29 protein-coding genes and 1 tRNA gene are annotated in these 26,522 nt (G+C 64.4%); 13 read left to right on the forward strand and 17 right to left on the reverse strand.

Annotated elements, in window-relative coordinates; translation table 11 throughout:
* Window positions 1-89: 89 nt before the first annotated feature.
* The 5 genes from AB4Y31_RS08455 to AB4Y31_RS08475 form a co-directional block, all read right to left on the reverse strand.
* A tRNA-Ala gene (locus AB4Y31_RS08455) sits at window positions 90-165 on the reverse strand.
* A 79-nt stretch (window positions 166-244) separates the two neighbouring features.
* Window positions 245-610: a c-type cytochrome gene (locus AB4Y31_RS08460; protein ID WP_368673575.1), complete on the reverse strand. Its 366-nt coding sequence runs from the start codon at window positions 608-610 to the stop codon at window positions 245-247.
* Window positions 611-618: 8 nt separating this feature from the next.
* The gene (locus AB4Y31_RS08465; protein WP_368673576.1) at window positions 619-1,413 is read right to left on the reverse strand and encodes a BON domain-containing protein; all 795 of its coding nucleotides are present in this window, start codon (window positions 1,411-1,413) and stop codon (window positions 619-621) included.
* A gap of 34 nt (window positions 1,414-1,447) precedes the next feature.
* Window positions 1,448-2,098, reverse strand: a complete 651-nt coding sequence (locus tag AB4Y31_RS08470) for an SIS domain-containing protein (protein ID WP_368673577.1) — start codon at window positions 2,096-2,098, stop codon at window positions 1,448-1,450.
* 144 nt (window positions 2,099-2,242) lie between these two features.
* Window positions 2,243-2,638 (reverse strand): YraN family protein, encoded by a 396-nt coding sequence (locus AB4Y31_RS08475; protein WP_368674455.1) that lies wholly within the window; start codon window positions 2,636-2,638, stop codon window positions 2,243-2,245.
* Between the two features lie 91 nt (window positions 2,639-2,729).
* On the opposite strand from AB4Y31_RS08475, the gene rsmI reads away from it, so the two are divergent.
* Window positions 2,730-3,626, forward strand: coding sequence for a 16S rRNA (cytidine(1402)-2'-O)-methyltransferase (gene rsmI / locus AB4Y31_RS08480; protein ID WP_368673578.1), 897 nt, complete (start codon window positions 2,730-2,732; stop codon window positions 3,624-3,626).
* Between the two features lie 104 nt (window positions 3,627-3,730).
* On the opposite strand, the gene AB4Y31_RS08485 is transcribed toward rsmI, so the two are convergent.
* Window positions 3,731-4,330, reverse strand: a complete 600-nt coding sequence (locus AB4Y31_RS08485; protein ID WP_368673579.1) for a septal ring lytic transglycosylase RlpA family protein — start codon at window positions 4,328-4,330, stop codon at window positions 3,731-3,733.
* A gap of 664 nt (window positions 4,331-4,994) precedes the next feature.
* Between AB4Y31_RS08485 and AB4Y31_RS08490 the strand changes: the two genes are divergently transcribed.
* The 3 genes from AB4Y31_RS08490 (at window position 4,995) to AB4Y31_RS08500 (ending at window position 6,852) form a co-directional block, all read left to right on the forward strand.
* On the forward strand, window positions 4,995-5,639 hold the full coding sequence (locus tag AB4Y31_RS08490) for an MBL fold metallo-hydrolase (protein ID WP_368673580.1): 645 nt from the start codon (window positions 4,995-4,997) through the stop codon (window positions 5,637-5,639).
* On the forward strand, window positions 5,636-6,304 hold the full coding sequence (locus AB4Y31_RS08495; protein ID WP_368673581.1) for an exonuclease: 669 nt from the start codon (window positions 5,636-5,638) through the stop codon (window positions 6,302-6,304). Before AB4Y31_RS08490 ends, AB4Y31_RS08495 begins: the two co-directional genes overlap by 4 nt.
* A gap of 89 nt (window positions 6,305-6,393) precedes the next feature.
* Window positions 6,394-6,852 carry an Lrp/AsnC family transcriptional regulator gene (locus AB4Y31_RS08500; protein ID WP_018442674.1) on the forward strand — a complete coding sequence of 153 codons (459 nt, stop codon included), beginning with the start codon at window positions 6,394-6,396 and terminating at the stop codon, window positions 6,850-6,852.
* A gap of 66 nt (window positions 6,853-6,918) precedes the next feature.
* Here AB4Y31_RS08500 and AB4Y31_RS08505 read toward each other — a convergent pair whose 3' ends face one another.
* The 3 genes from AB4Y31_RS08505 to AB4Y31_RS08515 form a co-directional block, all read right to left on the reverse strand.
* Entirely contained in the window at window positions 6,919-8,115 is a 1,197-nt protein-coding gene (locus AB4Y31_RS08505) for a cation diffusion facilitator family transporter (RefSeq protein WP_368673582.1), read from the reverse strand.
* Window positions 8,116-8,467: 352 nt separating this feature from the next.
* Window positions 8,468-8,767 carry an H-NS family nucleoid-associated regulatory protein gene (locus AB4Y31_RS08510; RefSeq protein ID WP_018442672.1) on the reverse strand — a complete coding sequence of 100 codons (300 nt, stop codon included), beginning with the start codon at window positions 8,765-8,767 and terminating at the stop codon, window positions 8,468-8,470.
* A 300-nt stretch (window positions 8,768-9,067) separates the two neighbouring features.
* Window positions 9,068-9,742 carry a HugZ family protein gene (locus AB4Y31_RS08515; protein WP_368673583.1) on the reverse strand — a complete coding sequence of 225 codons (675 nt, stop codon included), beginning with the start codon at window positions 9,740-9,742 and terminating at the stop codon, window positions 9,068-9,070.
* 235 nt (window positions 9,743-9,977) lie between these two features.
* On the opposite strand from AB4Y31_RS08515, the gene AB4Y31_RS08520 reads away from it, so the two are divergent.
* Window positions 9,978-11,132, forward strand: a complete 1,155-nt coding sequence (locus AB4Y31_RS08520; RefSeq protein WP_368674456.1) for an MFS transporter — start codon at window positions 9,978-9,980, stop codon at window positions 11,130-11,132.
* Window positions 11,133-11,323: 191 nt separating this feature from the next.
* On the opposite strand, the gene AB4Y31_RS08525 is transcribed toward AB4Y31_RS08520, so the two are convergent.
* Entirely contained in the window at window positions 11,324-12,472 is a 1,149-nt protein-coding gene (locus AB4Y31_RS08525; protein WP_368673584.1) for a branched-chain amino acid ABC transporter substrate-binding protein, read from the reverse strand.
* Between the two features lie 504 nt (window positions 12,473-12,976).
* Between AB4Y31_RS08525 and AB4Y31_RS08530 the strand changes: the two genes are divergently transcribed.
* Window positions 12,977-13,675, forward strand: a complete 699-nt coding sequence (locus AB4Y31_RS08530; protein WP_368674457.1) for a dienelactone hydrolase family protein — start codon at window positions 12,977-12,979, stop codon at window positions 13,673-13,675.
* 49 nt (window positions 13,676-13,724) lie between these two features.
* On the opposite strand, the gene AB4Y31_RS08535 is transcribed toward AB4Y31_RS08530, so the two are convergent.
* The 3 genes from AB4Y31_RS08535 to AB4Y31_RS08545 all read right to left on the reverse strand — a co-directional run bounded on the left by AB4Y31_RS08535 (window position 13,725) and on the right by AB4Y31_RS08545 (window position 16,469).
* Window positions 13,725-14,036: a high-potential iron-sulfur protein gene (locus tag AB4Y31_RS08535; RefSeq protein WP_368673585.1), complete on the reverse strand. Its 312-nt coding sequence runs from the start codon at window positions 14,034-14,036 to the stop codon at window positions 13,725-13,727.
* Between the two features lie 205 nt (window positions 14,037-14,241).
* The gene (locus AB4Y31_RS08540; protein WP_368673586.1) at window positions 14,242-15,348 is read right to left on the reverse strand and encodes an NAD(P)/FAD-dependent oxidoreductase; all 1,107 of its coding nucleotides are present in this window, start codon (window positions 15,346-15,348) and stop codon (window positions 14,242-14,244) included.
* A gap of 143 nt (window positions 15,349-15,491) precedes the next feature.
* Window positions 15,492-16,469, reverse strand: coding sequence for an AAA family ATPase (locus AB4Y31_RS08545; protein WP_026230038.1), 978 nt, complete (start codon window positions 16,467-16,469; stop codon window positions 15,492-15,494).
* Between the two features lie 311 nt (window positions 16,470-16,780).
* Between AB4Y31_RS08545 and AB4Y31_RS08550 the strand changes: the two genes are divergently transcribed.
* The 7 genes from AB4Y31_RS08550 to AB4Y31_RS08580 all read left to right on the forward strand — a co-directional run bounded on the left by AB4Y31_RS08550 (window position 16,781) and on the right by AB4Y31_RS08580 (window position 23,381).
* Window positions 16,781-17,272 carry a hypothetical protein gene (locus tag AB4Y31_RS08550; protein WP_368673587.1) on the forward strand — a complete coding sequence of 164 codons (492 nt, stop codon included), beginning with the start codon at window positions 16,781-16,783 and terminating at the stop codon, window positions 17,270-17,272.
* 30 nt (window positions 17,273-17,302) lie between these two features.
* The gene (locus AB4Y31_RS08555) at window positions 17,303-18,109 is read left to right on the forward strand and encodes an endonuclease/exonuclease/phosphatase family protein (RefSeq protein WP_368673588.1); all 807 of its coding nucleotides are present in this window, start codon (window positions 17,303-17,305) and stop codon (window positions 18,107-18,109) included.
* A gap of 214 nt (window positions 18,110-18,323) precedes the next feature.
* Window positions 18,324-19,094, forward strand: a complete 771-nt coding sequence (locus AB4Y31_RS08560) for a ferredoxin--NADP reductase (protein WP_368673589.1) — start codon at window positions 18,324-18,326, stop codon at window positions 19,092-19,094.
* Window positions 19,095-19,527: 433 nt separating this feature from the next.
* A complete protein-coding gene (locus AB4Y31_RS08565) occupies window positions 19,528-20,409 on the forward strand; it encodes a sensor histidine kinase (RefSeq protein ID WP_368673590.1) in 882 nt (293 codons plus the stop codon).
* 4 nt (window positions 20,410-20,413) lie between these two features.
* On the forward strand, window positions 20,414-21,088 hold the full coding sequence (rqpR, locus tag AB4Y31_RS08570) for a response regulator transcription factor RqpR (protein WP_368673591.1): 675 nt from the start codon (window positions 20,414-20,416) through the stop codon (window positions 21,086-21,088).
* 194 nt (window positions 21,089-21,282) lie between these two features.
* A complete protein-coding gene (locus AB4Y31_RS08575; RefSeq protein WP_368673592.1) occupies window positions 21,283-22,680 on the forward strand; it encodes an amino acid permease in 1,398 nt (465 codons plus the stop codon).
* A gap of 155 nt (window positions 22,681-22,835) precedes the next feature.
* A complete protein-coding gene (locus tag AB4Y31_RS08580; RefSeq protein ID WP_018442658.1) occupies window positions 22,836-23,381 on the forward strand; it encodes a CoxG family protein in 546 nt (181 codons plus the stop codon).
* A gap of 179 nt (window positions 23,382-23,560) precedes the next feature.
* Here the strand turns inward: AB4Y31_RS08580 and AB4Y31_RS08585 are convergent, their stop codons facing one another.
* From AB4Y31_RS08585 to fliS, 4 genes are all read right to left on the reverse strand, one after another.
* Window positions 23,561-23,914 (reverse strand): EscU/YscU/HrcU family type III secretion system export apparatus switch protein, encoded by a 354-nt coding sequence (locus tag AB4Y31_RS08585; RefSeq protein ID WP_368673593.1) that lies wholly within the window; start codon window positions 23,912-23,914, stop codon window positions 23,561-23,563.
* Window positions 23,911-25,482, reverse strand: coding sequence for a flagellar hook-length control protein FliK (locus tag AB4Y31_RS08590; RefSeq protein ID WP_368673594.1), 1,572 nt, complete (start codon window positions 25,480-25,482; stop codon window positions 23,911-23,913). Before AB4Y31_RS08590 ends, AB4Y31_RS08585 begins: the two co-directional genes overlap by 4 nt.
* A 71-nt stretch (window positions 25,483-25,553) precedes the next feature.
* Window positions 25,554-25,883 carry a flagellar protein FliT gene (locus tag AB4Y31_RS08595; protein ID WP_018442655.1) on the reverse strand — a complete coding sequence of 110 codons (330 nt, stop codon included), beginning with the start codon at window positions 25,881-25,883 and terminating at the stop codon, window positions 25,554-25,556.
* Window positions 25,880-26,314 carry a flagellar export chaperone FliS gene (gene fliS, locus AB4Y31_RS08600; protein WP_018442654.1) on the reverse strand — a complete coding sequence of 145 codons (435 nt, stop codon included), beginning with the start codon at window positions 26,312-26,314 and terminating at the stop codon, window positions 25,880-25,882. Before fliS ends, AB4Y31_RS08595 begins: the two co-directional genes overlap by 4 nt.
* Between the last annotated feature and the right edge of the window lie 208 nt (window positions 26,315-26,522).

Here is a 26,522-nt window from a genome sequence, read left to right on the forward strand (position 1 = left end):
GTGTTGGACGACCCTGGATGCAAAAAAGGCCGGAAGCCTTGGGGGACAAGGACCTTCCGGCCTTCGCTGGATTTCTCCAGACTTCAATTTGGTGGAGCGGAGGAGGATCGAACTCCCGACCTTCGCATTGCGAACGCGACGCTCTCCCAGCTGAGCTACCGCCCCAACGAAGCTGCGATTGTAGCACACCGGGTCCGGCCTATTGCAAGCGGGGGCGGCCGCAGCACCGGTGCGATGCGTCGAATCACTTGGAAGGCGCCCCGTCGAGCACCCACTGCACGACCGTCTTAATGTCCGCGTCACTCATCCTCGGATGCGCGGGCATAGGAATCACGCCCCAAACGCCGCTCCCGCCATCGCGCACCTTAGCTTCGAGCCGTTTCTGTGCCTGCGGATCACCTTTGTACTTCTCAGCAACCTGAGCAAATCCAGGCCCGACGAGCTTCCGATCGATGGCATGACACCCGAGACAGGCATTGCTACGCGCGACATCCAACCCAGCCGGCGCCGCCGCGGCACTCGCGCCCACCGGCCACCCAGCAACCACCACAATCCCCAACACCCCAACCCGAGCCGCAGCCAAAACCCGACGAGCCCAAACCCCTACCATCCCGTCCCTCATTGACTACGGGTACCATTCCCCGGCCGAACCTGGGTCGAATCAGACACCGGCGCGGGCGCTTGCCCCAACGGCTGCGAGCTGATCGCTGACGAGGGCACCGCCCCAACCGTCGGCGCGGCTTCCGCCGACTGCGCCGAACTCGGCGCACTAGCCGCAGTCGCCGCCGCAGCCGCGACCGCCTGCTGATCCTGCGGCGAGATGTACTGAAACACCTTCACCACGCGCGAGACCCCGGGCACCGAAGCGGCAACACTCGCCCCCCGATCCCCTTCATCCTGCGTGACGAGCCCCATCAAATAAATATTCCCGTTCTCGCCCACGATCTTGAAGTCGTTCGCCGAAATCCCCTTCTCGGCCACGAGCCCGCCCTTCACGCGCGCAACGAGATAAGAATCATTAGCCCGCGTCCCAAAATCCGTCTTCGGCCCGACAGCCAACTCATTGATGACCGCATCGACATTAGGCAGCCCGCGCACGATTTCCTCGGCCCTGCGCTTGGCGTTGTCGTCAGGCACCTCCCCCGTCAACAACACCCGTCGATTGAACACAGTCAAATCGACATGCGACGCATCGCCCAACTCGTTGGCGATCTGCGAATACCCTTTGACTTGAATCTCGCGGTCCTCGGTCTGCGTCCCGATCGTGCGCCGATCGGTCGCCAGCAGCGCGCCGCCCCCTGCCGCACCGGCCACGGCCAGCACGCACCCTTGCAGCGTCACCACGAGCGATGCCGCCAATCCGGCGGCGAGCGTCCCCCGCACAAGCGTCTTCGCGACGCACTTCGCGTTCATCAGCCGTATCCCCTTTATCGAAAGAAAGGTGAAGTTAGTCCTCGCCGAGCAACATGGCGTCGATGCCGTCGCAGAGGCAATGAATCGTCAGCAAGTGAAGCTCATGAATGCGCGCCACGCGCTCGGACGGCACGCAGATATGAATGTCCGTATCGGCAAGCGCTTCGCTAATCTTGCCCCCGCCATTGCCACCGTTAGGGCCGCTGCCGTTCGCCCCGCCCGCCCCGCCCGCCCCGCTCACAGCGCCGTTGCCGGTCAGCGCAATCACGAACATCTCGCGCTCGTGCGCTTCGCCAATCGCCGCAAGCACGTTGGCCGAATCGTCTGTCGCCGTCACGGCCAACAGCACGTCGCCGGAATGTCCCAGCGCGCGGACCTGTCTTGCGTAGACGTCGTCGAACGGGCCATCGGCCGCCAACGCCGTCAGTACCGCGGAATCCGCCGTCAACGCAATCGCGGGCAACCCGGGCCGCTCGCGCTCGAAGCGCGCCGTCAACTGCGCGGCAAAGCGCTGCGCGTCCGTCGCCGAAGCCCCGTTGCCGCAAGCGAGTATCTTGTTGCCGTTCGCCAGCGCGCCGAACATCGTGTCGACAGCCGTGGCAATCGGCATCGAGAGCGCATCCAACGCTTGGAGCTGGAGCGCGGCGCTATCGCGGAAATGCTGTTGAATCCGTTCGAGTGACATCGCTTCTCTACGTATTCGGCACGCGAGCTTATCGACTGTATCCGCGCACCGCTACTACTGACTTCGACCACTACATTCGCGCGCAAGTTTAACCCACTCCTCATGCGGCACGGCACCTCGGATCTTCAAATAACAGCCAAAAACCTATACTCCATCGGCGCGAAACGCATCTCGCACCCAGACGACTTCACACCCATCGAAGGCCACGACGTCGAAGCGGCACACGCTATTCATCACGCCGCGCGTCGCGAGAAAGTACTGCGCCGCCTGAACGATCCTGCGACGCTTCTCATGCCCCACGCTCGCCATCGCGCCGCCGTAGCCGCGCCAGGCCCGCGCGCGCACTTCGACGAACACGAGCACACCCGCCTCGTCTCGCATGACGAGGTCGATCTCACCAGCGCGGCATGTCACGTTGCGCGCGACGAGGCGCAAGCGCTGTCGCTGCAAATACTCGCACGCACGCGCTTCGAAGACGGCTCCGAGCCGCTTCGACTCTCGGCGCGTCGAAAAGTTGTCGGCATCGCCCGGCGTCCGCATCGCGGTCCCAGCCGCACTTGCGCGAGGCCGGTTCTGCCCCGCGTGGCACAATGGCGACCTCCTCGCTTCGCTTGGCCGCGTTCTTCGTTCCATGTCTGACCTCCTCGAACTCGCCCAACGGCAGCAGTACCCGGGCTCGGCGCTCTACATCGTCGCAACGCCGATCGGCAATGCCGCCGACATCACGCTGCGCGCGCTCCACCTGCTCGGCCTCGCCGATCGCATCGCCGCCGAAGACACGCGCAACACGGGGCAATTGCTCGCTCGCTACGGCATCGCGAAGCCGCTCGTCGCCGTGCATGAGCACAACGAACGCGCGGCGGCCGAGCGCATCATCGAATATCTGCAAGCGGGCGAGCGCATCGCCTACGTATCGGACGCGGGTACGCCGGGCATTTCGGACCCGGGCGCGAAGCTCGTCGATGCGGTGCGCACGGCGGGCTATCCCGTGATTCCTTTGCCGGGCGCAAGCGCTGTCGCGACAGCCCTCTCCGTTGCCGGAGACTGGGCCGCGACGTTCACGTTTCTCGGCTTCGCGCCGACCAAGGCGAAGCAACGCGCGGCGTTTCTTCAGCCGCTCGCCGCCCATCCGCATGCGCTGGTCTTCTACGAAGCGCCGCATCGCATCGTCGAAACGGTGCGCGCGCTTGGCGAAGCACTGGGGGGTGAGCGGCGAATCCTGATTGCCCGCGAATTGACGAAGCTACACGAGGCGCTGCATTGCTGCACCCTGGCCGAAGGGCCAACGTGGCTGGAGGAGGATGCGAATCGTCAGCGCGGGGAGTTCGTGCTCGTGGTGGAAGGTGCGCCCGCGCAAGCGCATGGGGCGAACGAAGACGCAGCAGCACACGATGCATTGCTTCGATTGCTGCTGGAGGAGGTGACGGTCAGTTCAGCCGCCCGTATCGCAGCGTCGATTACGGGCGCCTCGCGCAATACGCTTTACACACGCGCGCTCGAGCTCAAGAAACAGCAAGAAGAAAGCTGACAGACTGAGAAACTGAGCGTCCGCAGGACGCGAGCGGACCTCGAGAGGCCTGGGCTAACAAGCCCAAGCCCTCTTCGACTACCGAGCCCGCCAAGCACACCGCATTACTGCGGGCTCTTCGGCGTATCGGCCGATGCGAGCTTCTCGCCGCGCTCGACCTCACTCGCCTCTTCCTGCGAGAGTCCGACGATCTTCACATGCGCGGTGCCGTCGTGCTGCAGTCCGAGCTCGCGCGCGGCCGCGTACGACAGATCGATGATCCGGCCGCGCACGTAGGGCCCACGGTCGTTGATCTTGACAATGACGGTCTTGTCGTTCTCGGTATTCGTCACACGAACATACGACGAAAGCGGCAGCGTCTTGTGCGCGGCCGTCAGTGCGTGCATGTTGAAGCGCTCGCCGCTCGCGGTGCGGCGGCCATGGAACCAGCGGCCGTACCACGACGCGCGGCCGACCTGATGGAACCCCGAAATGTCGGGAATGCTCTCATCGATCGGCTTGGCGTCCGCCAGCTTGGAATCCGACGCGGCGGGAGCCGGCGTCGCCGGCTTGTTCTGGCCGAATGCGAGCGGTGCGCCCGCGCCAGTGCGTGAGGTGATCGTCGTCACTTTCGCGTCGCCGGTTTGGGACGGCGGCATCGCGCAGCCTCCCAGCACACCGGCAGCAAACAGTGTCCCCACGAATCGATGTAATCGACGTTTCATAAGACGTGCACGCCACAGTGTCGAGCCGTCGCGCAGGCAGCACTCCGCTTGTACGAGCGACTCTGGCAACCAAGCAGCAACCGCGCGGGGCGCGCGAACGCGGCCAGCGATTGGAGCTCGGGTGCGGCCACACTCGGCCGCAATTTGCCCGGTTGGTATTCACGTCTGGTGCAACTGTCCCCAGCAGCCTTCCCAGACCCCAGATGCCACCGTCAGACGTGTCGTCCAAACCACGCCCGCTTGCGTCGCTTTCACGACGCGAGGAACGGCGGCATAGGCCTCCCCGGCATGCGGCCGGCTAGGACCGCTCCAGGCGCGTGGCGCCCGGCCGGGAAAGACGTGTGCATCGAACACTGTCGATACAGAGCGAAGCGGTCTTCTACCGCTCCACATGACAGCGACCGGAAAGTGACTCAACAAGCCCGGTCGCCCATTGGCGGCGCGGATCTCCGCGCTCGATGACCAGGATTATAGCAAAGGTGCGGTGGAATCCCGCCAGGGCGGGCTTCTTTCATATTAATTAAAGCAATGGATGTAACAATATGTATCCGTGGCGCTTAGCCGAAGACGGGAGCCTCGTTCGATCGGCCAGTCGCGGCACGGTCGTGACGCGGCCGGTACAATCGTGGTTTTCGCCCTCGCCCCCACGGCATCTCCAATTTCCATGAAGGTCTTCGTCATCCCTGTCACGCCATTCCAGCAGAACTGCTCGCTGCTCGTCTGTGAAGCAACGCACCATGCTGCTGTCGTCGATCCGGGCGGCGATGTCGAGCGGATCCTGCAGGCGATCGAGCAGGAGAAGGTCACACTCGAGAAGGTCTTTCTGACGCACGGCCATCTGGACCACTGCGGCGGCGCGAAGACAATCGCGGCTCGCTACGGTGTACCGATCGAAGGTCCTCAAGTCGACGAGCGTTTCTGGATCGATCAGTTGGCCACGCAAAGTCAGCGCTTCGGCTTTCCGCCGGCCGAGCCGTTCGAGCCGGATCGTTGGCTCGTCGATGGCGATACGGTCCGCTTCGGCAACGAGTCGCTCGATGTCTATCACTGCCCGGGCCACACGCCGGGGCATGTGGTTTTCGTCAGCAGCGCTCATCGGATCGCGTTGGTCGGCGATGTGCTGTTCGCGGGGTCGATCGGCCGCACCGATTTCCCGCGCGGCAATCATGCCGATCTGATCGCGTCGATCCGCACGAAGCTCTGGCCGCTCGGGGATGACATCACGTTCGTCCCCGGCCACGGCCCGACGTCGACATTCGGTGAAGAGCGGCGCACGAATCCGTTCGTGGCCGACGGAGTGCGCGCGTGACGACGAAACCCACGCCCGAGATCTATGTCAGCACGGACGTCGAAGCGGACGGCCCGATCCCCGGCCCGCATTCGATGCTGAGCTTCGCCTCGGCGGCGTTCACGGAAGACAAGCAGTTGATCGGCACGTTCTCGGCCAATCTGGAGACGTTGCCGGGCGCGGAGGCGCATCCGATTCAGGCGGCCTGGTGGAAGACGCAGCGCGAGGCGTGGGAGGCCTGTCGCCAAGACCTGCGCAAGCCCGAAGAAGCGTTGCAGGCCTACGTGGCGTGGGTCGAGGCGTTGCCGGGCAAGCCGGTGTTCGTCGGCATGCCGGCCGGCTTCGATTTCACGTTCATGTTCTGGTACATGATGCGGTTCGCGGGCAAGTGCCCGTTCTCGTGGTCGGCGCTCGATATCAAGACGCTCGCGTTCGCGATGACGGGGCTGCCCTATCGCAAATGCATCAAACCGCGGATGCCGAAGCATTGGTTCGACGATCATCCGCACACGCATATCGCGCTCGACGACGCCATCGAGCAAGGCGCGCTCTTCTGCAATATGTTGGCCGACTTGCGCATCTGGCAGAAAAACGCACCCCCGATCGGCAAGGCCGACGAATCCGAAGCTCGAGCACACGAGCAGGACGAGATAGGACAAAACGACGCCGAGAGCCCGCCAAATTAGGCGATCTGTCTCATTAAACCCGCGTTCGGTTGCCTTTTGTTTCTTCCGCCACTAATATTAAAAAAGTTGCGGCCGAACCGGAGGCGCGGATGTCACTCGATACGTTTTCCCAGAAAATCCTGCGTCTATTGCAGCTCGATGCTCGCCGTTCGGTGCAGGAGATCTCGGATCAGGTCGGCCTCTCGAGCACGCCCTGTTGGCGGCGCATCAAGGATATGGAGCAATCGGGCATTATCCAGCGCTACACGGCGCTGCTCGATCGCGAAAAACTCGGTCTGCACGTCTGCGCGCTCGCGCATATCCATTTGACTCGCCATACGGAAGGCGGCGTCGAGCAGTTCGAGCGCGAGATCGCCACCTGCCCGGAAGTCACGGAGTGCTACAGCACGACGGGCGAATCGGATTACATCCTCAAGATCGTCGCGCCCGATATCAAAGCCTATGACGCTTTCCTGCACGAGCGCATTTTCAAAATCCCGGCGGTCGCTCAGGTGCGCACGAGCGTCGTGCTGCGCGAAATCAAATTCGATACGCAATTGCCGCTTTGAAACCGCGCGGCGAGCTCGTTTTTATCGAGCGCCAGTGCCCGCGGAGGGGTACCCTCCAATCCAAATCTACATAGGCCGTGTCGTGGCGACGGTGGCCAGATGCGCTGTCGACTCGACGCGCCGTTGCAGCGTGACGTTGCGCGCGCCGAGCCGCTTTTTCAGCTCGCTGAGATCGATGCGTTTCGCGAGATCGTCATCATGCTCCCGATCGGCCGATGCATCGGCGGCAAGCGTGATATCGACGTCGAGTCCGGTGCTGAGGTAATGCACGTTATATCCGACGGCGCGTAGGCCCTGTTTCGCCAATTCGGCATCGGCTAGCGCGGCGACGGCGGCTCGCGTCGGCATCCGGGCAGGCGGATGAGTCACGGCGTCGTTTTCAGGATCGACGTGAATGAGCGCATCGAGGACGCGTTTATCGGTCATCACGCGCGTTCGAGCCGATTCGGCGATGTAGTGTCCCTCGGAAACCGAGATCATCGGATCGACGAGAATATGCGCATCGACGAGTGCGAAATCGCCCATTTTCCGCGTCCGCAACTCGTGAACGTCGAGCACGCCGGGCGTCGAAGCCAGCAGTTTGCGAATATCGGACGCCGTCGTTTCATCGAGCGCCCGATCGGACAGATCCTGGAGCGAATTCCACCCGAACGTCCAACCCATCCGCGCGACGAGAAAACCGACGATGGCGGCGGCAATCGGATCGAGCAGCCGCACGCCGGCGAGGCTTCCGATAATGCCGATCGCGACGACGAGCGACGAGGCGGCATCGGATCGCGCATGCCAGGCGTTGGCGATCAGCATCGCGGAACGCACGCGCTGAGCTTCGCGCAACATGTAGCGAAATAGTCCCTCTTTCGAGACGAGCACGAGCCCGGCAACGGCCAACGCACTGATGTGTACCGGCGGAATATCGCCGAGGTTGGCGATGCGCGTGCCCGCGCGCCAAAGCATGCCCACGCCGACGACAATCAGCAGCGCACCGAGAAACAGCGAGGCGACCGTTTCGTAGCGAGCATGGCCGTAATTGTGGTCGGCGTCGGGTTTCTCGCCGCTCGCGCGATTGGCGATGAGCACGATGAAGTCCGAAACGAGATCGGCGAGCGAGTGGACGCCGTCGGCAACGAGCGCTTGGGAGTGAGCGACAAAACCGATGACGATTTGCAGCGACATCAGCACGATGTTGACGGCAACGCTCGCCAACGTGCTTCGGCGCGCAACCGTCTGCTTAACGGCCGATTCAGATTGGAGTTCGGAACGCATGGGAACCCGAGGACAGGGACGAGGCGAGGAACGCTCGCAAACATCTCAATTCTATCAAGCCTTACGCCGCCATGCCGGCGTTTGCTTGAATTTTCCGTTTTAAATCAGTTGCTTATGAGAACAGTAACGATTTGCGTTCAGATCGCGCGTTTGCCGCCCGGCAAACCCGTTGGGCCACTCCCGAAGCATTCCACTTACGAACCACTGAGAGATATCGTTATACAAACGAAAAAACCGCACGACCGTAAGGCATGCGGTTTTCTCGCACATTCGTCTGATGGCGCCGAGCTTTGATTTGCCGCAACGCCGAAAAGACGGGTCTGTGCGTTTTGCGCCTGATTTGGCGCTGTGGTTATCGTTGAATCAGGAACTGGTCGCGATTCTGGCCGGCAATCCAGCGGGGCGCCTTGCCGCGGCCCGACCACGTCGCGCCCGAGATCGGATCGCGATATTTCGGAGCCACGCCAGCACGGGGACGACCAGCCTTGCCATGTTTGCCGCGGCCGCCGCCGAGTTCGGCGAGCGTAATGCCGTAGTCGGCCATTTTTTGCTTGATCTCATTCAGCACTTCGGCGTATTCACGCGCCTTCGCCTCTTCGATCTGCCTTTCGAGCTTTTCGCGCTGTGCGAGTAGTTCCTTGTAAGAAGACATGAGTTCCCTTGCGGTTTCGTTAAATGACACCGGTCTCTTCGCCGGCTCGCCATTCGAATACTTGGTGCCTCGGAGATTTCGGGGGGAGATTAGCACAAAAATGCAGCGTGAGAAAAGCCCAAAAAACACAAATCGTAAAGAAACCTTTCGCGATTCTTTCCTGCTTCGGCGTATCGGGGATTTACCCAGTGCGCGTTTTGCCTGCTATTGATGGTTTCAACATAGATGCACGTGATCTCTATCAAATCATGAAATGAGATGCGGCTATCTCAATTAAAGCTTTCATGACGTGAGAGGTTCTCACGTCGACTCAATCCAATCCGTAAGTGAACGCTTCAATTCGGCAAAGGTTGTCTTCGCACCATTGAAGTTAACGCGTCGGCGTACGGCGGCCTTTTGCGTATCCCCCGGTAGTTTGACGTCGGCGCCGTAACGGTCGATTCCCAGTAACTCGAGCCCCGCCGGCCGTGCCGGGTGGCTCTCGAAAAGCTCGATCAGCGCGTTCTCGTCTTCGTCCGGGAGCGGCTCGAGCGGGTCGAGCTCGTCGCCCTTGAGCCAACCCATCGCGCCAAAGCCGCCGATATAGCGAAGCCGGTCGATTTCCATTGCACGGAATGCGAAGTCGCCCAGCGCCAGGTAGCGCTCGGCTTCGGGGTGGTACCGGAGATAGCGGCGCACGAGCTCGGGCGTGGGCTCGATCAGACTGAAGCGCCCGATCAGCGTGACGCGCTCGCCGGCGAGCACGTCGGCGTTCGCTGCATCGACGACGAGAAACCCGGCCCGCGGATCGGCCTGCAAGTTGCGCGTGTGCTCGGCCAGTCCGCTCACGAGGATGACGGGACGGTGGCGAGCGTCGGGCGCGTAGGGCAGCATCGTCGGGTAGGGGAAACCGTCCGGCTCGCGCAGATGCGTCGCCAGTGTCCCGACCGGGCTGCGATGCAGTAGATCGAGTGGGGCTTGGTTCGGGATATTCATGGGCGAGGCTCCTTCCTTTTACTGCGCAGCGTTGGGCGACTCACGATGGCCTGCACGCTTCCCCGCGTTCCCCACGTCCGGGAAACCGTCCGGCTCCGAGCAGGCATGAAAGCGCTCCGTTAGAATCGACGACTTGCATTAATCGTAGCGTTTCTCCATCGAAATTCAGCCATTCCTCCCTGTGTCTCAGACCGCCGAAACCTCCGCGCTGCCCGCCGCCCACCGCAATCTGTCGATGTCGGCGCGCCGCCGCGCGCGGCTCGCGACGATGGCGCTCTTTTTCATCGCGGGCATGGTGTACGCCTCATGGGGCGTCCACGTCCCGACCGTGCGCGATAAGTTCGGGCTCGATTCGGCCTGGCTCTCGGTTGCCCTCTTCTCGCTGACGGGCGGCTCGATCGCGACGATGACGGCCAACGGCAAGTGGATCGCGCGCGTCGGCACGCGCCGCGCCTGCCTCGTCGGCGGGATCGTCATGATGGTGAGTACATCGCTGATCCTCGTCACGCCTTCTTATTGGCTGCTGCTGCCGGTGCTTGCGGCATTCGGCGGCGGCATGGCCACGCTCGACGTAGCGATGAATGCCGAGGCGAGCGCCGTCGAAGCGGCGATCGGGCGCCCGATCATGTCCTCGCTGCACGGCATGTTCAGCATCGGCGGCATGGCCGGCGCCGCCGGCGGCGGCCTTCTGCTCTCGTTCGGATTGGCGCCGACGCTTCATCTCGCGCTCGTCGCCGTCCTAGGCACGCTCGTGCTTGGCTGGGCTTGCCCGGCCGTGCTGCCGCACGTTCCGCACGACGCGCATCCGAACGCCCCGCAGCACGGCACGAACCGCTGGCGCTCGCCCGCGCTCTGGGCGCTCGGGATCGTCGCGCTGATCGCGCTCGTGGCCGAAGGCGCGATGTACGACTGGGCGACGGTCTATATGCGCGACGTCGTCCGGGCGACGCCCGCCTTCGCGAGCGCAGGCTACGCGGCGTTTTCGGGCGCGATGGCCGCGGGCCGCTTCGCCGGCGACGCCGTGCGCGCCCGCTTCGGCGCTGTCCAGCTCGTGCTCGTGAGTGCCACGATCGCTTGTGCGGGGATGGTCGGCGCGCTCGTCTTGCCATTCCCGCTGACGGCGTTGACGGGTTTCGCGCTGATGGGCATCGGTCTCGCGAACATGATGCCGGTGCTCTTCGCGGCCGCGATGCGCGTGAAGGGCATCCATGCGGCGGAAGGAATGGCGCACGTCGCCGGCCTCGCCTATTGCGGATTGCTGTTCGGCCCGGTCATGATCGGCGGTGTCGCCCAGGTCACGAATCTGACGATCGGGCTCTGGGTCGTCGCGTTGTGCGCGGCGCTCGTCGCGATCGTCGGGCCGCGTGTTCTGAAGCGGCTCAACGTCTGAGGCGAGGCGGGCGCCACCCCCCCCAAAAAAAACGGGCGTACCCGCATAGGCACGCCCGCTCCCCTGCCGCGCGGGACTGCGAGAAGCTCGCCCCGCCCGTGTTTATCGCTTGAAGCCGCAGCCGGCCGATCAGGCAGGCAGGCCGCTCCGGCTACGAGCTTGGCCGACCCGCATCGGGCCGGCCACGCCGATTACATGCTCACTTCGGTCAGCGGCGTCTTCTTGCCCGACTTGTAGTCGTACAGCGTGATCACGCCATGCTTCAGATCGCCGTGCGAGTCGAACGTCGTTTCGCCGATGACGCCGTGGTAGTCGGTGGCCGGCATCGCGGCGAGGATCTTCGCCGGATCGGTCGAGTTCGCACGCTTCATCGCGTCGACGATGATGTAGACAGCGTCATACGTGAACGGCGCGTAAATCTGGATCGGCACGCCGAAACGCTTCTGGAACTTGGCCTGGAACTCTTCGCCGGCCTTGCCCATCGCTTGCAGCGAGCGGCCCGCTTCCGAGCAGACGACGTTGTCGGTGGCGTCGCCGGCGAGCGATGCGAGCTGGTCGGTACAGACGCCGTCGCCCGCGAGGATCTTCGCGCGCAGGCCGAGCTGGCGCGCTTGCTTCGCGAATGGCCCGCCCGTGGCATCCATGCCGCCGTACATGATCGCGTCGGGGTTTTCACCCTTGATCTTCGTCAGAATCGCGCGGAAGTCGGTGGCTTTGTCGTTCGTCGCGTCGTGCGAGAGCACTTGCATGCCGAGCGACTTGGCCTTCTTCTCGAACTCGTTCGCGAGACCCTGGCCGTACGCCGTCGCGTCGTCGACGATCGCGACCTTCTTCAGCTTGAGCTTGTCGGCCGCGTACTGCGCGAGCGCCGGGCCCTGCTGAGCGTCCGTCGCCACGACACGGTACGTCGTCTTGAAGCCTTGCAGCGTGTACTGCGGGTTCGTCGCCGAAGGCGAGATCTGGACGATGCCCGCATCGCTGTAGATCTTCGACGCCGGGATCGACGTGCCGGAGTTCAAGTGGCCCACAACCGCGACGACCTTATCGTCGACGAGCTTCTGGGCAACCTGCGTGGCCTGGCGCGGGTCAGCCGCGTCGTCCTGCGCGTCGAGCTCCAGCTTGATCTTTTGGCCGTTGATCGTGAGACCCTTAGCGTTGATTTCCTCCACAGCAAGGCGCGCGCCGTTCTCATTGTCCTTGCCGAGGTGAGCGATCTGCCCCGTCAGCGGTGCGACGTGACCGATCTTCACGACCTCGTCCGCCACTGCGCTCGTTGCCAATGCGGCAAACATCATCGCCGCCGCGCTGATCGGCAACACCTTGTGCATCTTCATTTTCATGTAAGTCTCCAGTTTCGGTCCAAAAACGACGTTACCGCCCGAACCCCGTCTTCGCCTTCTTTTTCGATCGACTCGAGGGGCGTACACGCCGGAATGCATCGTCATGCACTTTGCTTGCACGGAAAGTGGCAAGTTCGTGACAAGCCGCACTCCGTGCTGCGCGAGAAGTGTAGGGCAACAAATTAAAGTTTGGGATTTTTTTGAGATAGTTGGGAGGAGTACTAATAGGTTTATGCCGGATGTTCGTGCGACGTCGAGGCGGACCGGCCGGTTCCGTCGGAACGCGCGGCCGGCGCGGGTCTTGGGCGATCGGGGGTTTTGGGCCGTCGTTTTTGTGCAACCTCGATTGGTTGGGAAGAATGGGTGGACGATTCAGTCGCCTTTCAATTTGCGTTCGAGCGTATCCACTAACCGGTGGCTCGCTGCAGCGGTTCGCGATTGGTGCCAAACTGTCGCGCCTGACCGATTCGCCTATCTATCTTGGAGTGGAGAAAGACCATGAACGTGACTTCGCAATGGATCGACATCGAAAGCGACGACGGCGGGCGCTTCCAGGGCTATCTGTCGCTGCCGCGCACCGGCCACGGCCCGGCCATCGTCATCATTCAGGAGATATTCGGCGTGAACGGGCATATCCGTTCAGTCGTGGAGCAATACGCGCTTGCCGGTTATGTCGCGCTCGCACCCGATATTTTCTGGCGCAGCGAGCGGCGCGTGGAGCTCACTTACGAGGGCGCCGACCGTGACAAGGGTATCGCGCTGATGCAAAAGACCGACGTCAGCAAGACCGTCGCCGATCTCGGCGCCGCCGCGCGCACGTTGAAAAGCCGGCCCGAGGTGACGGGCGGCAAGGTGGGCGCGATCGGCTACTGCTTCGGCGGGCAGCTCGCCTATCTGCTGGCGGCGCAAGGTTCGGTCGATGCGGCAGTCGCGTATTACGGCGGCGGGATTCAGAACAAGCTCGACGAAGCCGGCAAGGTTCGCGCGCCGATCCTGTTCCACTATGCCGAGAAGGATGGGTCCATTCCGCTCGATGCCGTCGAGCGCGTCAAGGCGAGCTTCGCTGGGAAGACGAACGCGGAGTTTCACGTTTACCCTGGCGCGGGGCATGGCTTCAATTGTACGGATCGGGCGTCCTACGATCAGCGCTCGTCCGCCCTCGCGCTCGGTCGGACGCTGACGTTCCTGTCCGCCCATCTTTAACAAGCGACAAAGGCGCTTGCCAGTGCAAGCGCCTTTTTGGGGGCGAGCGTCAGGCCTTCTTCGTATAGCCGCTACACCAGCCCTTCGCATTGACCTGCTTGCCGCCGAAGAGTGCGCAGGGGCCGTAGGCGTCTCCTGCCTTGCCTTGGAACAACTGGCAGTTGCCGCACACCTCGCCGGCCTGATACTTCGCGTACTTGGCCTTGTCGACCTTGGTGGCATCTTCCTTATAGCCGAGCGCTTGGGCGGTCGGATCGCTTTCGGCAACGTGCGGCGCATCGGCAAACGACTGGCGCGAGAGGGCGAGCGCCGAAGCGGCGCCGAGACTCGTAATCAAAAACGTGCGACGAGACGATTTCATTGGGGGAACTCTCCAAGTGTTGTATCGGGCCCGTTTGTCAGGGACCTTGTCTGCCACCGTTGAACGGCAAGACCGAGCATACAACGAAGAACGTTTGGCGCACCGCCGAATTCCGCAATGGCCGGGATAACGAGTATTCGCGCTCGCCGTGCGGGCTCCGCCGAAGGAAGTGAGCGCCGTGACAGCAGCCGTTGCCCCTCACCCCTCAGTTTCGTCCAAGAATTTCGCAGACGCGTTGCGCGATGGCGAGACACGCCGTCAGGCCGGGTGACTCGATCCCGTACAGGTTCACGAGCCCGCGCACGCCATGGGCGGCCGGCCCTTGGATGACGAAATCGGCGGCCGGCTCGCCGGGCCCCGAGAGCTTGGGCCGGATGCCGGCATAGGCCGGTTGCAGCGCATCGTCGGCGAGGCCCGGCCAGTATTCGCGAATGGCGGCATAGAAGCTTTCGGCGCGACGCGGATCGACGTCGTAGTTGATCGAATCGACCCATTCGACGTCGGGGCCGAAGCGCGCCTGACCGCCCAAATCGATCGTCAGATGGACACCGAGTCCGGCTTCGTTCGGCATCGGATAGATGAGACGCGAGAACGGCGCGCGGCCCGAGATGCTGAAATAGTTGCCGCGCGCGAAGTAGAGCGGCGGCACGTGACGCGCATCGAGCCCGTGGATTTTGCGCGCGAGCGCGTTGGCGTGAAGCCCGGCGCTGTTGATGACGCATGCCGCGCTCAATGTCGTCGGCGACGATCCCCCGACCTTCACGACGAATCGACCGGCCGTTGCTTCGATCGATTCGACGGGCGAGTGGAACGCGCAGACAGCGCCGCCGCGCTCGGCATCGCCTTCGAGCGCCAGCAGGAGCTGATGACTATCGACGATGCCGGTTTGCGGCGAGAAGACCGCCGCGACGCACTCGAGCGCCGGCTCGAGGGCTTGGGCTTCGTCCGCGCTGAGCGGCATGAGGTCGAGCACGCCGTTTTCTTTACCGCGGGCGGCGAGCGTCTTGAGCTGTGGCAGTTGATTGCGCGCGGTGGCGACCAGCAGCTTGCCGCAGCGCTGATGCGGAACGCCGCGCTCAGCGCAGTATTCATAGAGCATCTCGCGGCCGCGCACGCAGAGCGCTGCCTTCAACGAGCCGCGCGGGTAGTAGATCCCGGCGTGAATGACTTCGCTGTTACGCGAGCTCGTGCTCGTGCCGACGGCTTCGGCCGCTTCCAGCACGATCACCTCGCGGCCGCGCTCGGCGAGCGCGCGCGCGATGGCTAGACCGACCACTCCTGCGCCGATCACTACGCATTCGATCTGATCCATGGTTGTCTGTCGCGGCTCCGCGACCGCGCGTCGTTGCCGGTATGGCCGTTGACGGGACGCTCCGGCTAGCGCTGCCCGAACGCACGTTCATCGCACGTTTCGTATCGCGGTATGGCGCCGCTCACGTGCAAGGGGGATTGTACTCAAAACCCGATCGGCCTCCGCCGGGTCCCCCGCTCCAACCGAATATCGTCGCCGCGAATCTCATCGCGCCCATCGACTCGCGCCGTACCGAACCCATGCAGGATCGCGCGCCGCATGTCGCGCGGCGAGGCCCGAGCGAGCACCTCGAGCGCATCCTCGCCGAGCACCTCCGGGAACCGCATGCCCCACCCATGCGCCGAGCGGATCTCCTCGTAGATAGCCTGCGCAATCCGCCGCGCGCCTTCCGTATCGGGCGGCGTGATTTCATATACGCTCATCCGGCTCAGAATCGGCTCGGGAATCGACCGGTCGTCGTTAGCCGTGGCGACCCAGATGACCTGCGCGGCATTGATGGGCACTTCGGCGAATTCGTCGATGAACGATTGCGCCGTTTCATGCTCGAGCAGCGCGTAGAGCGCGCCGAGCGGATCGTATTGCGAATCGCTGTTGGCCTTGTCGATCTCGTCGACGACGATGACGGGATTCGCGTAGCTGCCATTCACGAGCGTCTCGAACACCTTCCCCGGCTTCGCGTTCTTCCATTGCGACGAGGCGCCCGAAAGAATCCAGCCGGCCGTGAGCGAGCTCATCGCGACATATTGATAAGCCGTTCCCAAGAGCCGCGCGAGCGCCTTCGCGAAATGCGTCTTGCCGATGCCCGGATCGCCGAGCAAGAGGATCGGCATCAGCTCGAGCCGGTCTTCGGTCTCCATGCAGAGTGCGACTTGTCGTCGCACGTCTTCGAGCGGCTCGGAAAAGTTCGGCAGCCGATCGAGCAGTGCATCGATCGCCGGCATGCGGTTCGGCTTGACGCAAAACCGCAGATTGCCGACCTTCAGCATCTTCTCGTAGGTGGCGCGCAGTGCTTCGTTCGCACTGTCCCCCAGTTCATTCAGCGCTGTCTCGACCTGATCCAGGTCGTAGACCTTGCTGAACGATGCCACCGCGAGTTCCTGTTTCACCATCGCTGTTGTCATTGCTCACCTCACCCCGCGAATCGAGCGCCCCACTCGGTCACAGGTCGACCCCGCTCATCTGCGCCTAAGGCGCGCACTACTTCGCTTCATTTCGACATCACGATTCAAAGTGTAGCCATGCAAGTTCCATGCGCAAAGCAAGCAGCCGGCGTGCCGTGCTGCTGATAGTTCGACGTGCGCTAATCGATGCATCTCACGGCAACTCGACGCCAAATGACAGCGTAAACACCCGATACGGCGAGAGCGGGTCGTTAGGCGTAAGATGTGCGGTTCAAGCTTCGACGCATTGGTGCAGTAAAGGAGTGCAGCGGATGAGAGCAAAAACCGTCATCGCGGCAGCGTTCGGTTGCGTCTCGTTTGTGGCTTGCGCGCAAACGACGACGGAGCCGCCTGTGGTGACGTGGGAGATCGACGTCGTGCGCGATGGCACCACGATCGATACGTTCGACGGCACGACGCCGATCGGCCAGGCGGCAGCGGCCACGCATCACCATGAAACCGTGCACCGCGTGGGCTGCAAGCAAGCGCCGGCCGCCAGCATCGACCTCGTGCGCTCGCTGACGGTCTCGCCGGTCAGGCTCGATGCGTCGGGCGTCACGCTCGCGATCGAGGCGCAAGACACGATCGAAGACGATACCGAGCAGCGCACCCCCGACGGCTGTCCACTGCCGCCCGAGCCGAGGCGCCTGACCGCTTCGCATCCAGGGCTCGTCGTGCCGAGCGGCCAATGGACGAACTGGACGATCCTCGAGAGTCATCCGGCACTCGTCTATCGCGTTCGCGCAAGCGTCGCTTCGCACTAATATGGATCAATGAAGCAGGAACCGCTCGGCATGCGAAATCCCGAAGAACTCGTGCAAGCGGCCGCGGCGAGCGAGAAGAAGGAATTCGTCGCGGTGAGCTGGAATCTGCACAAAGGGCGCTCGCCGCTCGGCTTCACGGCGTGGAAGGCGATGCAGCGCTGGGTCCAATCGACGCATGCGGACGCCTATTTCCTCCAGGAGGCGATGGCGCGGCGCATGCCCGGACCGACGCTCGCGACGAGCTTTGGCGCGCCGGTCCACGAGCCGCTCGCCGACGTGTGGGACTGTCAGGCGACGGAGCTCGCGCAGGCGCTCGAGCTCGAGATCGCGCTCGGGCCCAACGTCTTCAAGCCGTCATGGCGGCATGGGAACGCGATCCTGTCGCCGCATCCGCTCGACCTCGGCGGCCGTTGGGACATCTCGGCCCACCGCTTCGAAAAGCGCGGGCTCCTCGTCGCGCGCGCGATGTTCGGCGGCCGGTCGGTCACGCTCCTGTGCGCCCATCTCGCGCTCACGCGTTCGGCGCGGCTGCGCCAGATGAACTGGATCGCGCACTGGATTGCGCGCCAAGCGCCCGACGGTCCACTCGTGCTCGCGGGCGATTTCAACGACTGGCGCAACGACTCGATTCCGCTTTTCGGGGAGCACGGTCTGCAGGAGGTCGCGACCGAGCTCGGCGAGAGCGCGCGCACGTTCCCGGCCTTCTCGCCGGCGCTCGCGCTCGACAAGATGTTCGTGCGCGGCATGCGCCCCGTCGAATGGATTCCGCCTGCACAGGAAACGGCCTGGCTCTCGGATCATCTGCCGTATGTCGCGCGTCTTCGGCTCGACGATTGAGCGGCGACTCGCGACGGGGCGACATCGAACCCCGATCGAACGGAACGGACGATAAAGGCCCGACTAACGACCCGACTCACGACCCAACCAAAGGCCCGCCGCCTTCGAGAGGCGGGCGGCGCGCGAACGGAACGGCGACGCGAAGCCTGGCCGTCCAAAGCGCGCTAAAATAGCGAATTCTGCGTCAGCCAGACGCGTCGCACTCTCGAAGCCCATGAGCAACCTTAATCCGCAAACCGTCCTTACCGTCCATCATTGGACCGACACGCTTTTCAGCTTCACTTGCACGCGCGACGATTCGTTCCGCTTCGAGAACGGCCAGTTCACGATGGTGGGCCTCGAGGTCGACGGCAAGCCGTTGATCCGTGCCTACAGCATGGCCAGTGCGAATTACGAGGAAAACCTCGAATTCCTCAGCATCAAGGTGCCCGACGGCCCCCTCACCTCGCGTCTGCAGCACCTCAAGGTGGGCGACAAGGTCCTCATCGGCAAGAAGCCGACGGGCACGCTCGTGGCCGACAACCTGCTGCCCGGCAAGACGCTCTGGCTGCTCTCGACGGGCACGGGCCTCGCCCCGTTCATGTCGATCATCAAGGATCCCGACATCTACGACCGCTACGAGAAGGTCGTGCTCACGCACACGTGCCGGTTCGTCGACGAGCTCGCCTACAAGGAATACATCACGGAACATCTGCCGGCGCACGAGCATATCGGCGAGATCGTCCGTGAAAAGCTCATCTACTACCCGACGGTGACGCGCGAATCGTTCATGAACCGCGGCCGCATCACCGAGCTCATCGACACGCAAAAGCTCTTCGCCGATCTGGGCATGCAGCCGTTCTCGACCGAGACGGACCGCGTCATGCTCTGCGGCAGCCCGCACATGCTGCGCGATACGCGCGAGCTGCTCGACAGCCTCGGGTTCAAGGAAGGCAGTAACAACGATCCGGGCCACTACGTCGTCGAGAAGGCGTTCGTCGGCTAACGAGCGGCGAATCGCCGAGAGCTGGCAGCTACAGCCACAGCCACAGCCACACTCACCTCGCGATCGGAGCCGCTGTGCTCCGGTCTTCTTTCCAGCCGCCCCAGCGCTGCGACATTGCTCGCCTGCGCTGTTACGTCTGTTACATCCGCGCCACACCGCTTGCCTTGTTTTATCGTAAGGCTTTTCCTACGAAAGGATGAGACGGCCTTTGCCGGCGGTCGTTTGCGGTCCCGCCGCAAGCCTTGTTGCGTCTGACTATTTCCTGTTTTTGAGATATGATCCGCCGCATCGGTCACCAGACGGAATCGATTCCTACTGTGTGATCCTTTAGTTACAAAATGTAAATTTCGTTACCTGTTCCGTCGGTGTTTTTCCTGCCGGCTCAACAGGAACACTCCAGTCGTATCCGCTGTTTGAGCTGCCCTTTTCAGTGATGAGCGAAGAAAGCCTGGCCAATCTGCAAGCTCGCCTGCGTGAGCTTGCCGGCGAGCTCGTCTCGGCGAGCGAAGCCGCCCGCATTCATCTTGCTCGCGAGCTGCACGACGGCGTGGGGCCCGAACTCACGGCCGCGCGCTTCGCGCTGGCCAGCATGGGGGCCGTCCTTTCGGGCACGCAAGCGTGGCCTGGCGCGGAACAGGCATTCGCGCTCGCTCAGCGCTCCCTCGAAGCCGCCTGCGAGGCCACTCGCCGCATCGTGGCCGACCTCCACGGGCCGCAGCTCGAAGGCGGCATCGTCGGCACGCTGTCGCAATGGACGCTCACCTTCACGGAAAGCACGGGCCTGCGGACGAGCTTCGTCTGCGCAGCCGACGTCCGGCTGACGCAGTTGCCGCACGATACGGCCCTCTCTATTTTTCGCGTCGCGCAGGAAGCGCTCGGCAACGTCGCCAAGCATGCCAACGCGTCATGCGCCGACGTGCGCATCGAAACGGACAAGCGCCATCTGACGCTCGTCATCGCGGACGACGGCCGAGGCATGCCGCGCGGCGCGCGCAAGCTCGATCACGAATCGGCGACAGGCTTTGGCCTTCCCGGCATGCGCGCGCGCTGCGAGGCGCTCGGCGGCTCGCTGCGCGTGACCACGTGCGGGCAATGCAAAGCCAAAGCCGGCGGGATGGGGACGGGGACGACGGTGCGCGCCCGCTTCGCCTGGGACGCCTTGCTCGGCGCACTCGCCGAGCGCGTCGGGACCTCGGCGGGCACGGCCAGCACGACCGGCAGCACCAGCATCACTGGCAACACCAGCACGACGGCCATGACGCGCACGCAACGCCGCATGGTACCGCTGCGGGGCAACGCCGCATCGGCGAGCTAGGGCTATGTCATTGCGCATTTTGCTCGTCGACGACCATGCGATCGTGCGTCAGGGCGTGCGGCATCTACTGCTGACGCACGATGTCGCGCGCGAAGTCGCCGAAGCTGACACCGGCGCGCAAGCGCTCGCGAGCCTTGACGACGAGCGTCCGTTCGACGTCATCGTGCTCGACATCTCACTGCCCGACATCAATGGCGTCGAAGTCCTCAAGCGCGTGAAGCGTCGCGCGCCCCGCACGCCCGTCCTGATGTTCTCGATGTTTCGCGAGGACCAATACGCGGTCCGCGCGCTGAAGGCTGGCGCGGCCGGCTATCTGTCCAAGACGGTGACGGCCACGCAGATGATCGACGCGATCCGCCAGGTAGCGGCGGGCCGCAAATACGTCAGCCCGGCGCTTGCGCAGGCGCTGGCCGAATATGTCTCGATCGAGAATGAGCCGCTGCCGCATGAAAAGCTTTCGGATCGCGAGTATCAGACGCTTTGCATGCTCGCATCGGGCAAGCGGCTGACCGACATCGCCCACACGCTTTCGCTCTCGGTGAAGACGGTCAGCGTCTATCGCACGCGCTTGCTCGAGAAGATGAAGCTGAGCAACAACGCCGAGCTGACGTTCTACGTCATGAGCAATCGCCTCATCGACTTCAATCCCACTGCGACGATCGACACTTCGCCTAGCTGAACCTCGCGCCCGCCACGTCGGCGGCGCAGCTCGACGCCCCCTGCCGGTCGCGCCCTGTTTTGGTGCCCGAACGCGCGATATGTCTGAGTTTCCTACCGCTGCGCAAGCTTGCCGACTCAGATCGGCTAAAATCGAAGGCTTTCCCAACGGCCGGCACGCACCGTTCCGGTGCAATCCGTAGGAGACCGCCTCCCATGTCCCTTTTTCGCAAAAAGAACGTCGAGCAGATGATCGCCGGGGCCCAGCGCACCGGGCTCAAGAAAGCGCTCGGCGCGCTCGACCTGACGTTCCTCGGCATCGGCGCCATCATCGGCACCGGCATTTTCGTGCTCACGGGCACGGGCGCCGTGCAGGCCGGCCCGGCGCTCATGGTCTCGTTCCTCATCGCGGCCGTCGCCTGCGCGCTCGCCGGGCTCGCCTACGCGGAGTTCGCCTCGACGATCCCCGTCGCCGGCTCCATTTACACGTACTCCTATGCCACGATCGGCGAGCTGGCCGCCTGGGTCATCGGCTGGGACCTCATGCTCGAGTACGGGCTCGCGACGTCGGCGGTCTCCGTCGGCTGGTCGGGCTATTTGCAATCGCTGCTGGCCGGCTTCGGACTGAAGCTGCCCGTCGCGCTCACGGCCGCGCCCGGCACGGTGCCCGGCGCCTCCACGCTGTTCAATCTGCCGGCCTTCCTCGTCATGATGGTCATCACGACGCTGCTCTCGGTTGGTGTGCGCGAATCGACGCGCGTGAACAACCTGATGGTCGCGATCAAGGTCACGGTCGTGCTCGCCGTGATCGCCGTCGGCGCCTTTCACGTCGAGCCGGCCAACTGGCACCCGTTCATGGCGAACGGCTGGCACGGCGTGTTCGGCGCGGCGGCCGTCATGTTCTTCGCGTTCATCGGCTTCGATTCCGTCTCGTCGGCAGCCGAGGAAGTGAAGAATCCGAAGCGCGACCTGCCGATCGGCATCATCGCCTCGCTCGCCGTTTGCGCGGTGCTCTACGTTGCGGTCGCGGCCGTCGTGACGGGTATCGTGCCGTCGGCGCAGTTCGCGAGCATCTCGCATCCGGTCTCGTACGCGCTGCAAGTGGCCGGCCAGAAGTGGGTGGCCGGCTTCATCGATCTCGGCGCCGTGCTCGGCATGCTGACGGTCATCCTCGTCATGAGCTATGGCCAGACCCGCATCATCTTCGCGATGTCGCGCGACGGTCTGCTGCCGAAAAAGCTTTCGAACGTGCATCCGCGCTTCGCGACGCCGTTCACGACGACGTGGCTCGTCGGGCTCTTCTTCGGCTTCATCGGCGCGCTCGTGCCGCTCGACGTGCTGGCCGAGCTCATCAACATCGGCACGCTCGCGGCGTTTTCGATGGTCTCGATCGCCGTGCTCATCATGCGGCGCACGCATCCGCATCTGCCGCGCGGGTTCCGCTGCCCCGGCGTTCCCGTCGTGCCGATCCTGGCCGTCGCCGCCTGCGTCTTCCTGATGGTCAACCTGCAGGCCATTACCTGGATCGCGTTCCTCGTCTGGCTCGTGATCGGCATGACGGTCTATTTCGGCTATTCGCGTCGTCGCTCGCTGCTCGCCGTCAATTCGCGCTGAGCGTTTCGGCCCACGTCTTCAGCCCCTTTTTGGGCGCGTCGCCCGCGGCGGCGCGTCTCGCTGGCGTCTCGTCATCCCAGGTTCATAATGAATGTTGGCCGGCGATCTGTCGCATCGGCAGTCGTCGGTCGTCCTTCAAAGTGGGAGACAACGCAATGGAATTGACGCAAAGCTATACGCTGCCCGTGCCGCCGCAACGTGCGTGGGAAGCGCTGACCGATGCCGAAGTCCTGCGCACCGCGATCCCGGGATGCGAGCAGATACGCGCGGAGGGCGAAGACGCCTTCACGTTCGCGGTCAATCTGTCCGTCGATGGGGTCCGAGCGCGCTTCTCGGGACACATGCGCATGCTCGACACCGATCCGCCGCACACCTGCACGCTACGCTTCGAGAGCGATGCGGGCAGTGAGGCCGGCGCCGTCGGCAATGCGCGCGTCCATCTCGACGCCGACGGGGACGCGTCGACGACACTGTCCTATCAGGCCGAGAGCCAGGCGAACGGCTCGGCGGGGGGGCTGAGCAAGCTCGCCGACGAGTTCGGCAAGCGCTTTGCCGCTTGTGTGGCGGGTGACGGCTTCGGCGTCGTCGGCGATGCGCCGCTGCCGTCCGACCCTTCGGTGCAGCATGCGGCCGTTGCCGAATCGGCTCCCGCGGGAAAGGGAGCGAAGTGCTGGAAAGCGTGGACCACCCGCTCATCGTAAAACCAGCCTCGGTTTGAAACCCCGCCCTTCAAGGCGGCGAACCGGGACCCCGGCCTGAAGGCCGGTTCCGGGCAATGGCTTCTCGGGCGGCCGGGCTTTTCGAGCAACGGCCGCTTCCGTAGGCCCTATGTCTTCACTCTCCGGTTGGCGAGGCGCGGGAGCGCCGGTCTTCTCGCCCATCACTCCGCCGAAGGCAGCAATGGATACGAAATCGGGCCGGCCGGCTCCGACCGCGCGCCGGCCTCGGCCGGCGCCGGGCCATCGGCGGCCCCGCTTTCGAGCCGGTAAAGCCAGGCCAGCAGCTCCGCCACCGCCTGATAGAGCTCGGGCGGAATCTTCGCGTCGAGGTCGACCTGCATCAGCAGCGAGACCATCTCGGGCGCACGATGCACGTAGAGCCCTGACTCCTGCGCTCGCTGAATGATCATGTCGGCAAAAAGGCCGTAGCCCTTCGCCACCACACGTGGTGCGCTGCCTTCGCCCTTGCCGTCGTAGGCAAGCGCCGCCGCGCTTCGGCGTCGGGGGCGGCTCACGTGCCGCTCCATTCGAATGGATCGTCGAAGAGACCCTCGAGCGGCGTCGGCGACCCGCGCCATCCTTCTCCCGCACCGGATGCGGTGACAGCGTCCGGCGCGGCGGTCGCGTCGTGCGCCTGCGCGTCGGTCGCGGCCGCCGCCGCGCGCGCGTAGGCCGCTGTCGCCGCCTGCACGGCATCGGCCGTCGCGGCGGGATCGGCTCCGCCGACCTCCCGAATCGTCAGCCCCGTCAGCTCGATGCCGGCCGCGCGCAGCCGGCGGCCGAACGCCTCGCCGCCCGTGGCGAGCCGGGCCGCTCCGGCCGGACTTGCCTGCACGCGAACGACAAGGCTCGTCCCCTTCAGGACGAGATCGGCATCGACGGTCCCGAGCGTCGGCAATGCGAGCGTCAGGCGCGTGCGCCAGGCCTGCTGGTCCGCGGCCCCTTGGTCGCCGGGGCCGCGATAACGGTCGGGCTCGGGCTCGATCGTCCAGTCGAGCTTCGTGCCCGGCCAGACTTCGCCGGTCCAGCGGAATTGCTCGGTCGCGAGCAGATCGAGTTGCTGGCGCACGAGCGGAATCGTCGCCGGATGAATCGACGCGGCGACCGAGGCGGGCGCGCCGCCGAAGGGGTCGCCGGACGCGCCGAGCGCGCTCGCCGAGCGGGCCGATGCGCCGGCTGCGCCCGTCGCCGCGGAGCGCAAGCTGTCGGCCGAGTTGCCGAAGGCCGTTGCCGCCCCCGGCTGTCCGGCAAATGGGCGCGCGCCGGCATAGGCCGAAGCCGACATGCGCGGATCGCCGGGCAGCATCGGCGACGCGGACGACTGCGAACCTGTCGCGTGCTGCAGCAAGGCAGTGGCCAGCGCGGCACCATCCCGGAGGACGCCTGCCGCCGATGCAAAGGGCGACGAAGCTGGCGCCGCACCGAAGAACGCGTCGGAGCCGTCAGCGCCGGCGGAGGCCGGCTGCTCCCAATCGAACGAAAGCTGGGCGGCCGTCGCGGCGAGGCGGGTCTGCGGTTCATTGGCGAGCAGATCGGCCGGATAGCTGCCGGCGAGCCACTGCGCAAGATGCGATTCGTAGAAGAGGCCCGTTTCGGCCACCGTCTTTTCGAGCGCGGCCGCGAGGGCTTCGACGGGAAGTGCCGCGGCCGACGTCGCGGCGGTGGCCGCCGTCGAGCTCGCGGACGCGGCGGCCCCGCCCGACATCGCGGTGCCGCCCGATGCGCTCGTCGCGGCGGCGTCCGAGCCAACCGGCCCAGCGTCCGCGGCCGGTTGCGCGTCGATCGCGGGCGGCGCTGGCCAGATCGGCGCTTCGCCGAGTACGGGCTGCGTAGCCTCGCCGCCGAAGCGCGAGATGGCGTCGAGCGTCAGCGCGACCTCGGACAAGATGGCTTGCGCCGAGGCCGGCGGCGGCGCGTCGGCAACCGGAATCGCGCCGCCGATGGGCGCGGTGCTCGTATCGGTGGCCTCGGCGGAGGCGCCCGTTTGCGTCGTGGCCGTGCGCGCACCGGCGCCGACGTTCTCGATGAGGGCGTCGAGGCGGCTCGTCAGCATCGAGCCTAGCGTCGAGTCGATTCCGGTCATGCTCGGGCCTCGTGTGCCGCGTCACCGGCGTGCGCAGGGAGTGACGGCTGGCGGCGTCTGATACGGCGCGGCTATCCCGCGCGGAACAACCCCTTCAACACGTGAGCGGGACGCGGCGCCGAAAAAAAAACCTGCAGGCGCGCCATGCTCGGGTTGGCGAGATCGCGAATGGCGGCATCGTCGGCGAGAATCTGGCGGATGAGGTCGTACTTGCGCAGCCTTTCGCTCTCGTTGAGCGAGACGTCCGCGTCGATCGCGCAAAGCGCGTCGACGAGCACCCGATACTCGTCTTGCAGCTCGGTAAGCTCGTCCCACAGCGACTTGCGCGCCGCCGTCAGCATGCGTGCTGAAATGGCCGCAATCGCCTCGTAGCGGGCGAAATAGTCAGCTTTGGCGTTCATCGTTGTGCGTCCGGCGCTCCCTGCGCTGCTCTTTTTGCCACTTGATCGCTGATGCCGATCCAGGCTTCCTCCAACGTCGCGAGCAACCGATCGACTTCGATGAGGATCGCCTCGCTTTGCTCCAGGTTGGCGTCGAGCAGGCGGCGAACCATGTAGTTGTAGAGCGCGTCGAGCCGAAGTGCGAGGTCGCCGCCCACGTCCTTCTTCAACGATGCCTGCAGGCCGCCGGCGATGATGTTCATCGCCTTGCTGATCGCTTCACCGCGCGGGCCGATATTGCCCTGCTGAAGATGCATGCGAGCCTGCGCGATCGCCTGGCGCGCCCCTTGGTAAAGCATGAGGATCAGCCGATGCGGATCCGCGCCCATCACCCCTGTCTCGACGCCGACGCGCGCGTAAGCGCTTGCTCCAGCGTTGCCTTGGGAAAACATCGGCGCTTCTCCTTCTTCTTCAATGGTTCGCAGTGGTGAACGCCAGGCGCGACCTGCCCGCCGCGGCGCGCGCACGCCGCAGGCCGAGCATGGGGCCGCGCCAGCCCCGGGCATGCCTCGCCGGACATGCCTCGCTTATAAGGCGGTTATCGGATCGCAAAAGGAAAGCTTTAGTCGTAATAACGCGCAATTTGGGCAAATGACCTTT

Source organism: Trinickia sp. EG282A (assembly GCF_040965455.1).
Lineage (GTDB): Bacteria > Pseudomonadota > Gammaproteobacteria > Burkholderiales > Burkholderiaceae > Trinickia > Trinickia symbiotica.

Coding starts and splice junctions, on each gene's coding strand:
- AB4Y31_RS08555 (WP_368673588.1), top strand. CDS start 17,303: ATGCGAAATCCCGAAGAACTCGTGCAAGCGGCCGCGGCGAGCGAGAAG.
- AB4Y31_RS08485 (WP_368673579.1), bottom strand. CDS start 4,330: ATGAAACGTCGATTACATCGATTCGTGGGGACACTGTTTGCTGCCGGT.
- AB4Y31_RS08560 (WP_368673589.1), top strand. CDS start 18,324: ATGAGCAACCTTAATCCGCAAACCGTCCTTACCGTCCATCATTGGACC.
- AB4Y31_RS08515 (WP_368673583.1), bottom strand. CDS start 9,742: ATGAATATCCCGAACCAAGCCCCACTCGATCTACTGCATCGCAGCCCG.
- AB4Y31_RS08545 (WP_026230038.1), bottom strand. CDS start 16,469: ATGACAACAGCGATGGTGAAACAGGAACTCGCGGTGGCATCGTTCAGC.
- AB4Y31_RS08520 (WP_368674456.1), top strand. CDS start 9,978: ATGTCGGCGCGCCGCCGCGCGCGGCTCGCGACGATGGCGCTCTTTTTC.
- AB4Y31_RS08525 (WP_368673584.1), bottom strand. CDS start 12,472: ATGAAAATGAAGATGCACAAGGTGTTGCCGATCAGCGCGGCGGCGATG.
- AB4Y31_RS08550 (WP_368673587.1), top strand. CDS start 16,781: ATGAGAGCAAAAACCGTCATCGCGGCAGCGTTCGGTTGCGTCTCGTTT.
- AB4Y31_RS08470 (WP_368673577.1), bottom strand. CDS start 2,098: ATGTCACTCGAACGGATTCAACAGCATTTCCGCGATAGCGCCGCGCTC.
- rsmI (WP_368673578.1), top strand. CDS start 2,730: ATGTCTGACCTCCTCGAACTCGCCCAACGGCAGCAGTACCCGGGCTCG.
- AB4Y31_RS08580 (WP_018442658.1), top strand. CDS start 22,836: ATGGAATTGACGCAAAGCTATACGCTGCCCGTGCCGCCGCAACGTGCG.
- AB4Y31_RS08505 (WP_368673582.1), bottom strand. CDS start 8,115: ATGCGTTCCGAACTCCAATCTGAATCGGCCGTTAAGCAGACGGTTGCG.
- AB4Y31_RS08510 (WP_018442672.1), bottom strand. CDS start 8,767: ATGTCTTCTTACAAGGAACTACTCGCACAGCGCGAAAAGCTCGAAAGG.
- AB4Y31_RS08465 (WP_368673576.1), bottom strand. CDS start 1,413: ATGAACGCGAAGTGCGTCGCGAAGACGCTTGTGCGGGGGACGCTCGCC.
- AB4Y31_RS08565 (WP_368673590.1), top strand. CDS start 19,528: ATGAGCGAAGAAAGCCTGGCCAATCTGCAAGCTCGCCTGCGTGAGCTT.
- AB4Y31_RS08490 (WP_368673580.1), top strand. CDS start 4,995: ATGAAGGTCTTCGTCATCCCTGTCACGCCATTCCAGCAGAACTGCTCG.
- AB4Y31_RS08460 (WP_368673575.1), bottom strand. CDS start 610: ATGGTAGGGGTTTGGGCTCGTCGGGTTTTGGCTGCGGCTCGGGTTGGG.
- AB4Y31_RS08590 (WP_368673594.1), bottom strand. CDS start 25,482: ATGACCGGAATCGACTCGACGCTAGGCTCGATGCTGACGAGCCGCCTC.
- AB4Y31_RS08540 (WP_368673586.1), bottom strand. CDS start 15,348: ATGGATCAGATCGAATGCGTAGTGATCGGCGCAGGAGTGGTCGGTCTA.
- AB4Y31_RS08535 (WP_368673585.1), bottom strand. CDS start 14,036: ATGAAATCGTCTCGTCGCACGTTTTTGATTACGAGTCTCGGCGCCGCT.
- rqpR (WP_368673591.1), top strand. CDS start 20,414: ATGTCATTGCGCATTTTGCTCGTCGACGACCATGCGATCGTGCGTCAG.
- AB4Y31_RS08500 (WP_018442674.1), top strand. CDS start 6,394: ATGTCACTCGATACGTTTTCCCAGAAAATCCTGCGTCTATTGCAGCTC.
- AB4Y31_RS08595 (WP_018442655.1), bottom strand. CDS start 25,883: ATGAACGCCAAAGCTGACTATTTCGCCCGCTACGAGGCGATTGCGGCC.
- AB4Y31_RS08475 (WP_368674455.1), bottom strand. CDS start 2,638: ATGCGGACGCCGGGCGATGCCGACAACTTTTCGACGCGCCGAGAGTCG.
- AB4Y31_RS08575 (WP_368673592.1), top strand. CDS start 21,283: ATGTCCCTTTTTCGCAAAAAGAACGTCGAGCAGATGATCGCCGGGGCC.
- fliS (WP_018442654.1), bottom strand. CDS start 26,314: ATGTTTTCCCAAGGCAACGCTGGAGCAAGCGCTTACGCGCGCGTCGGC.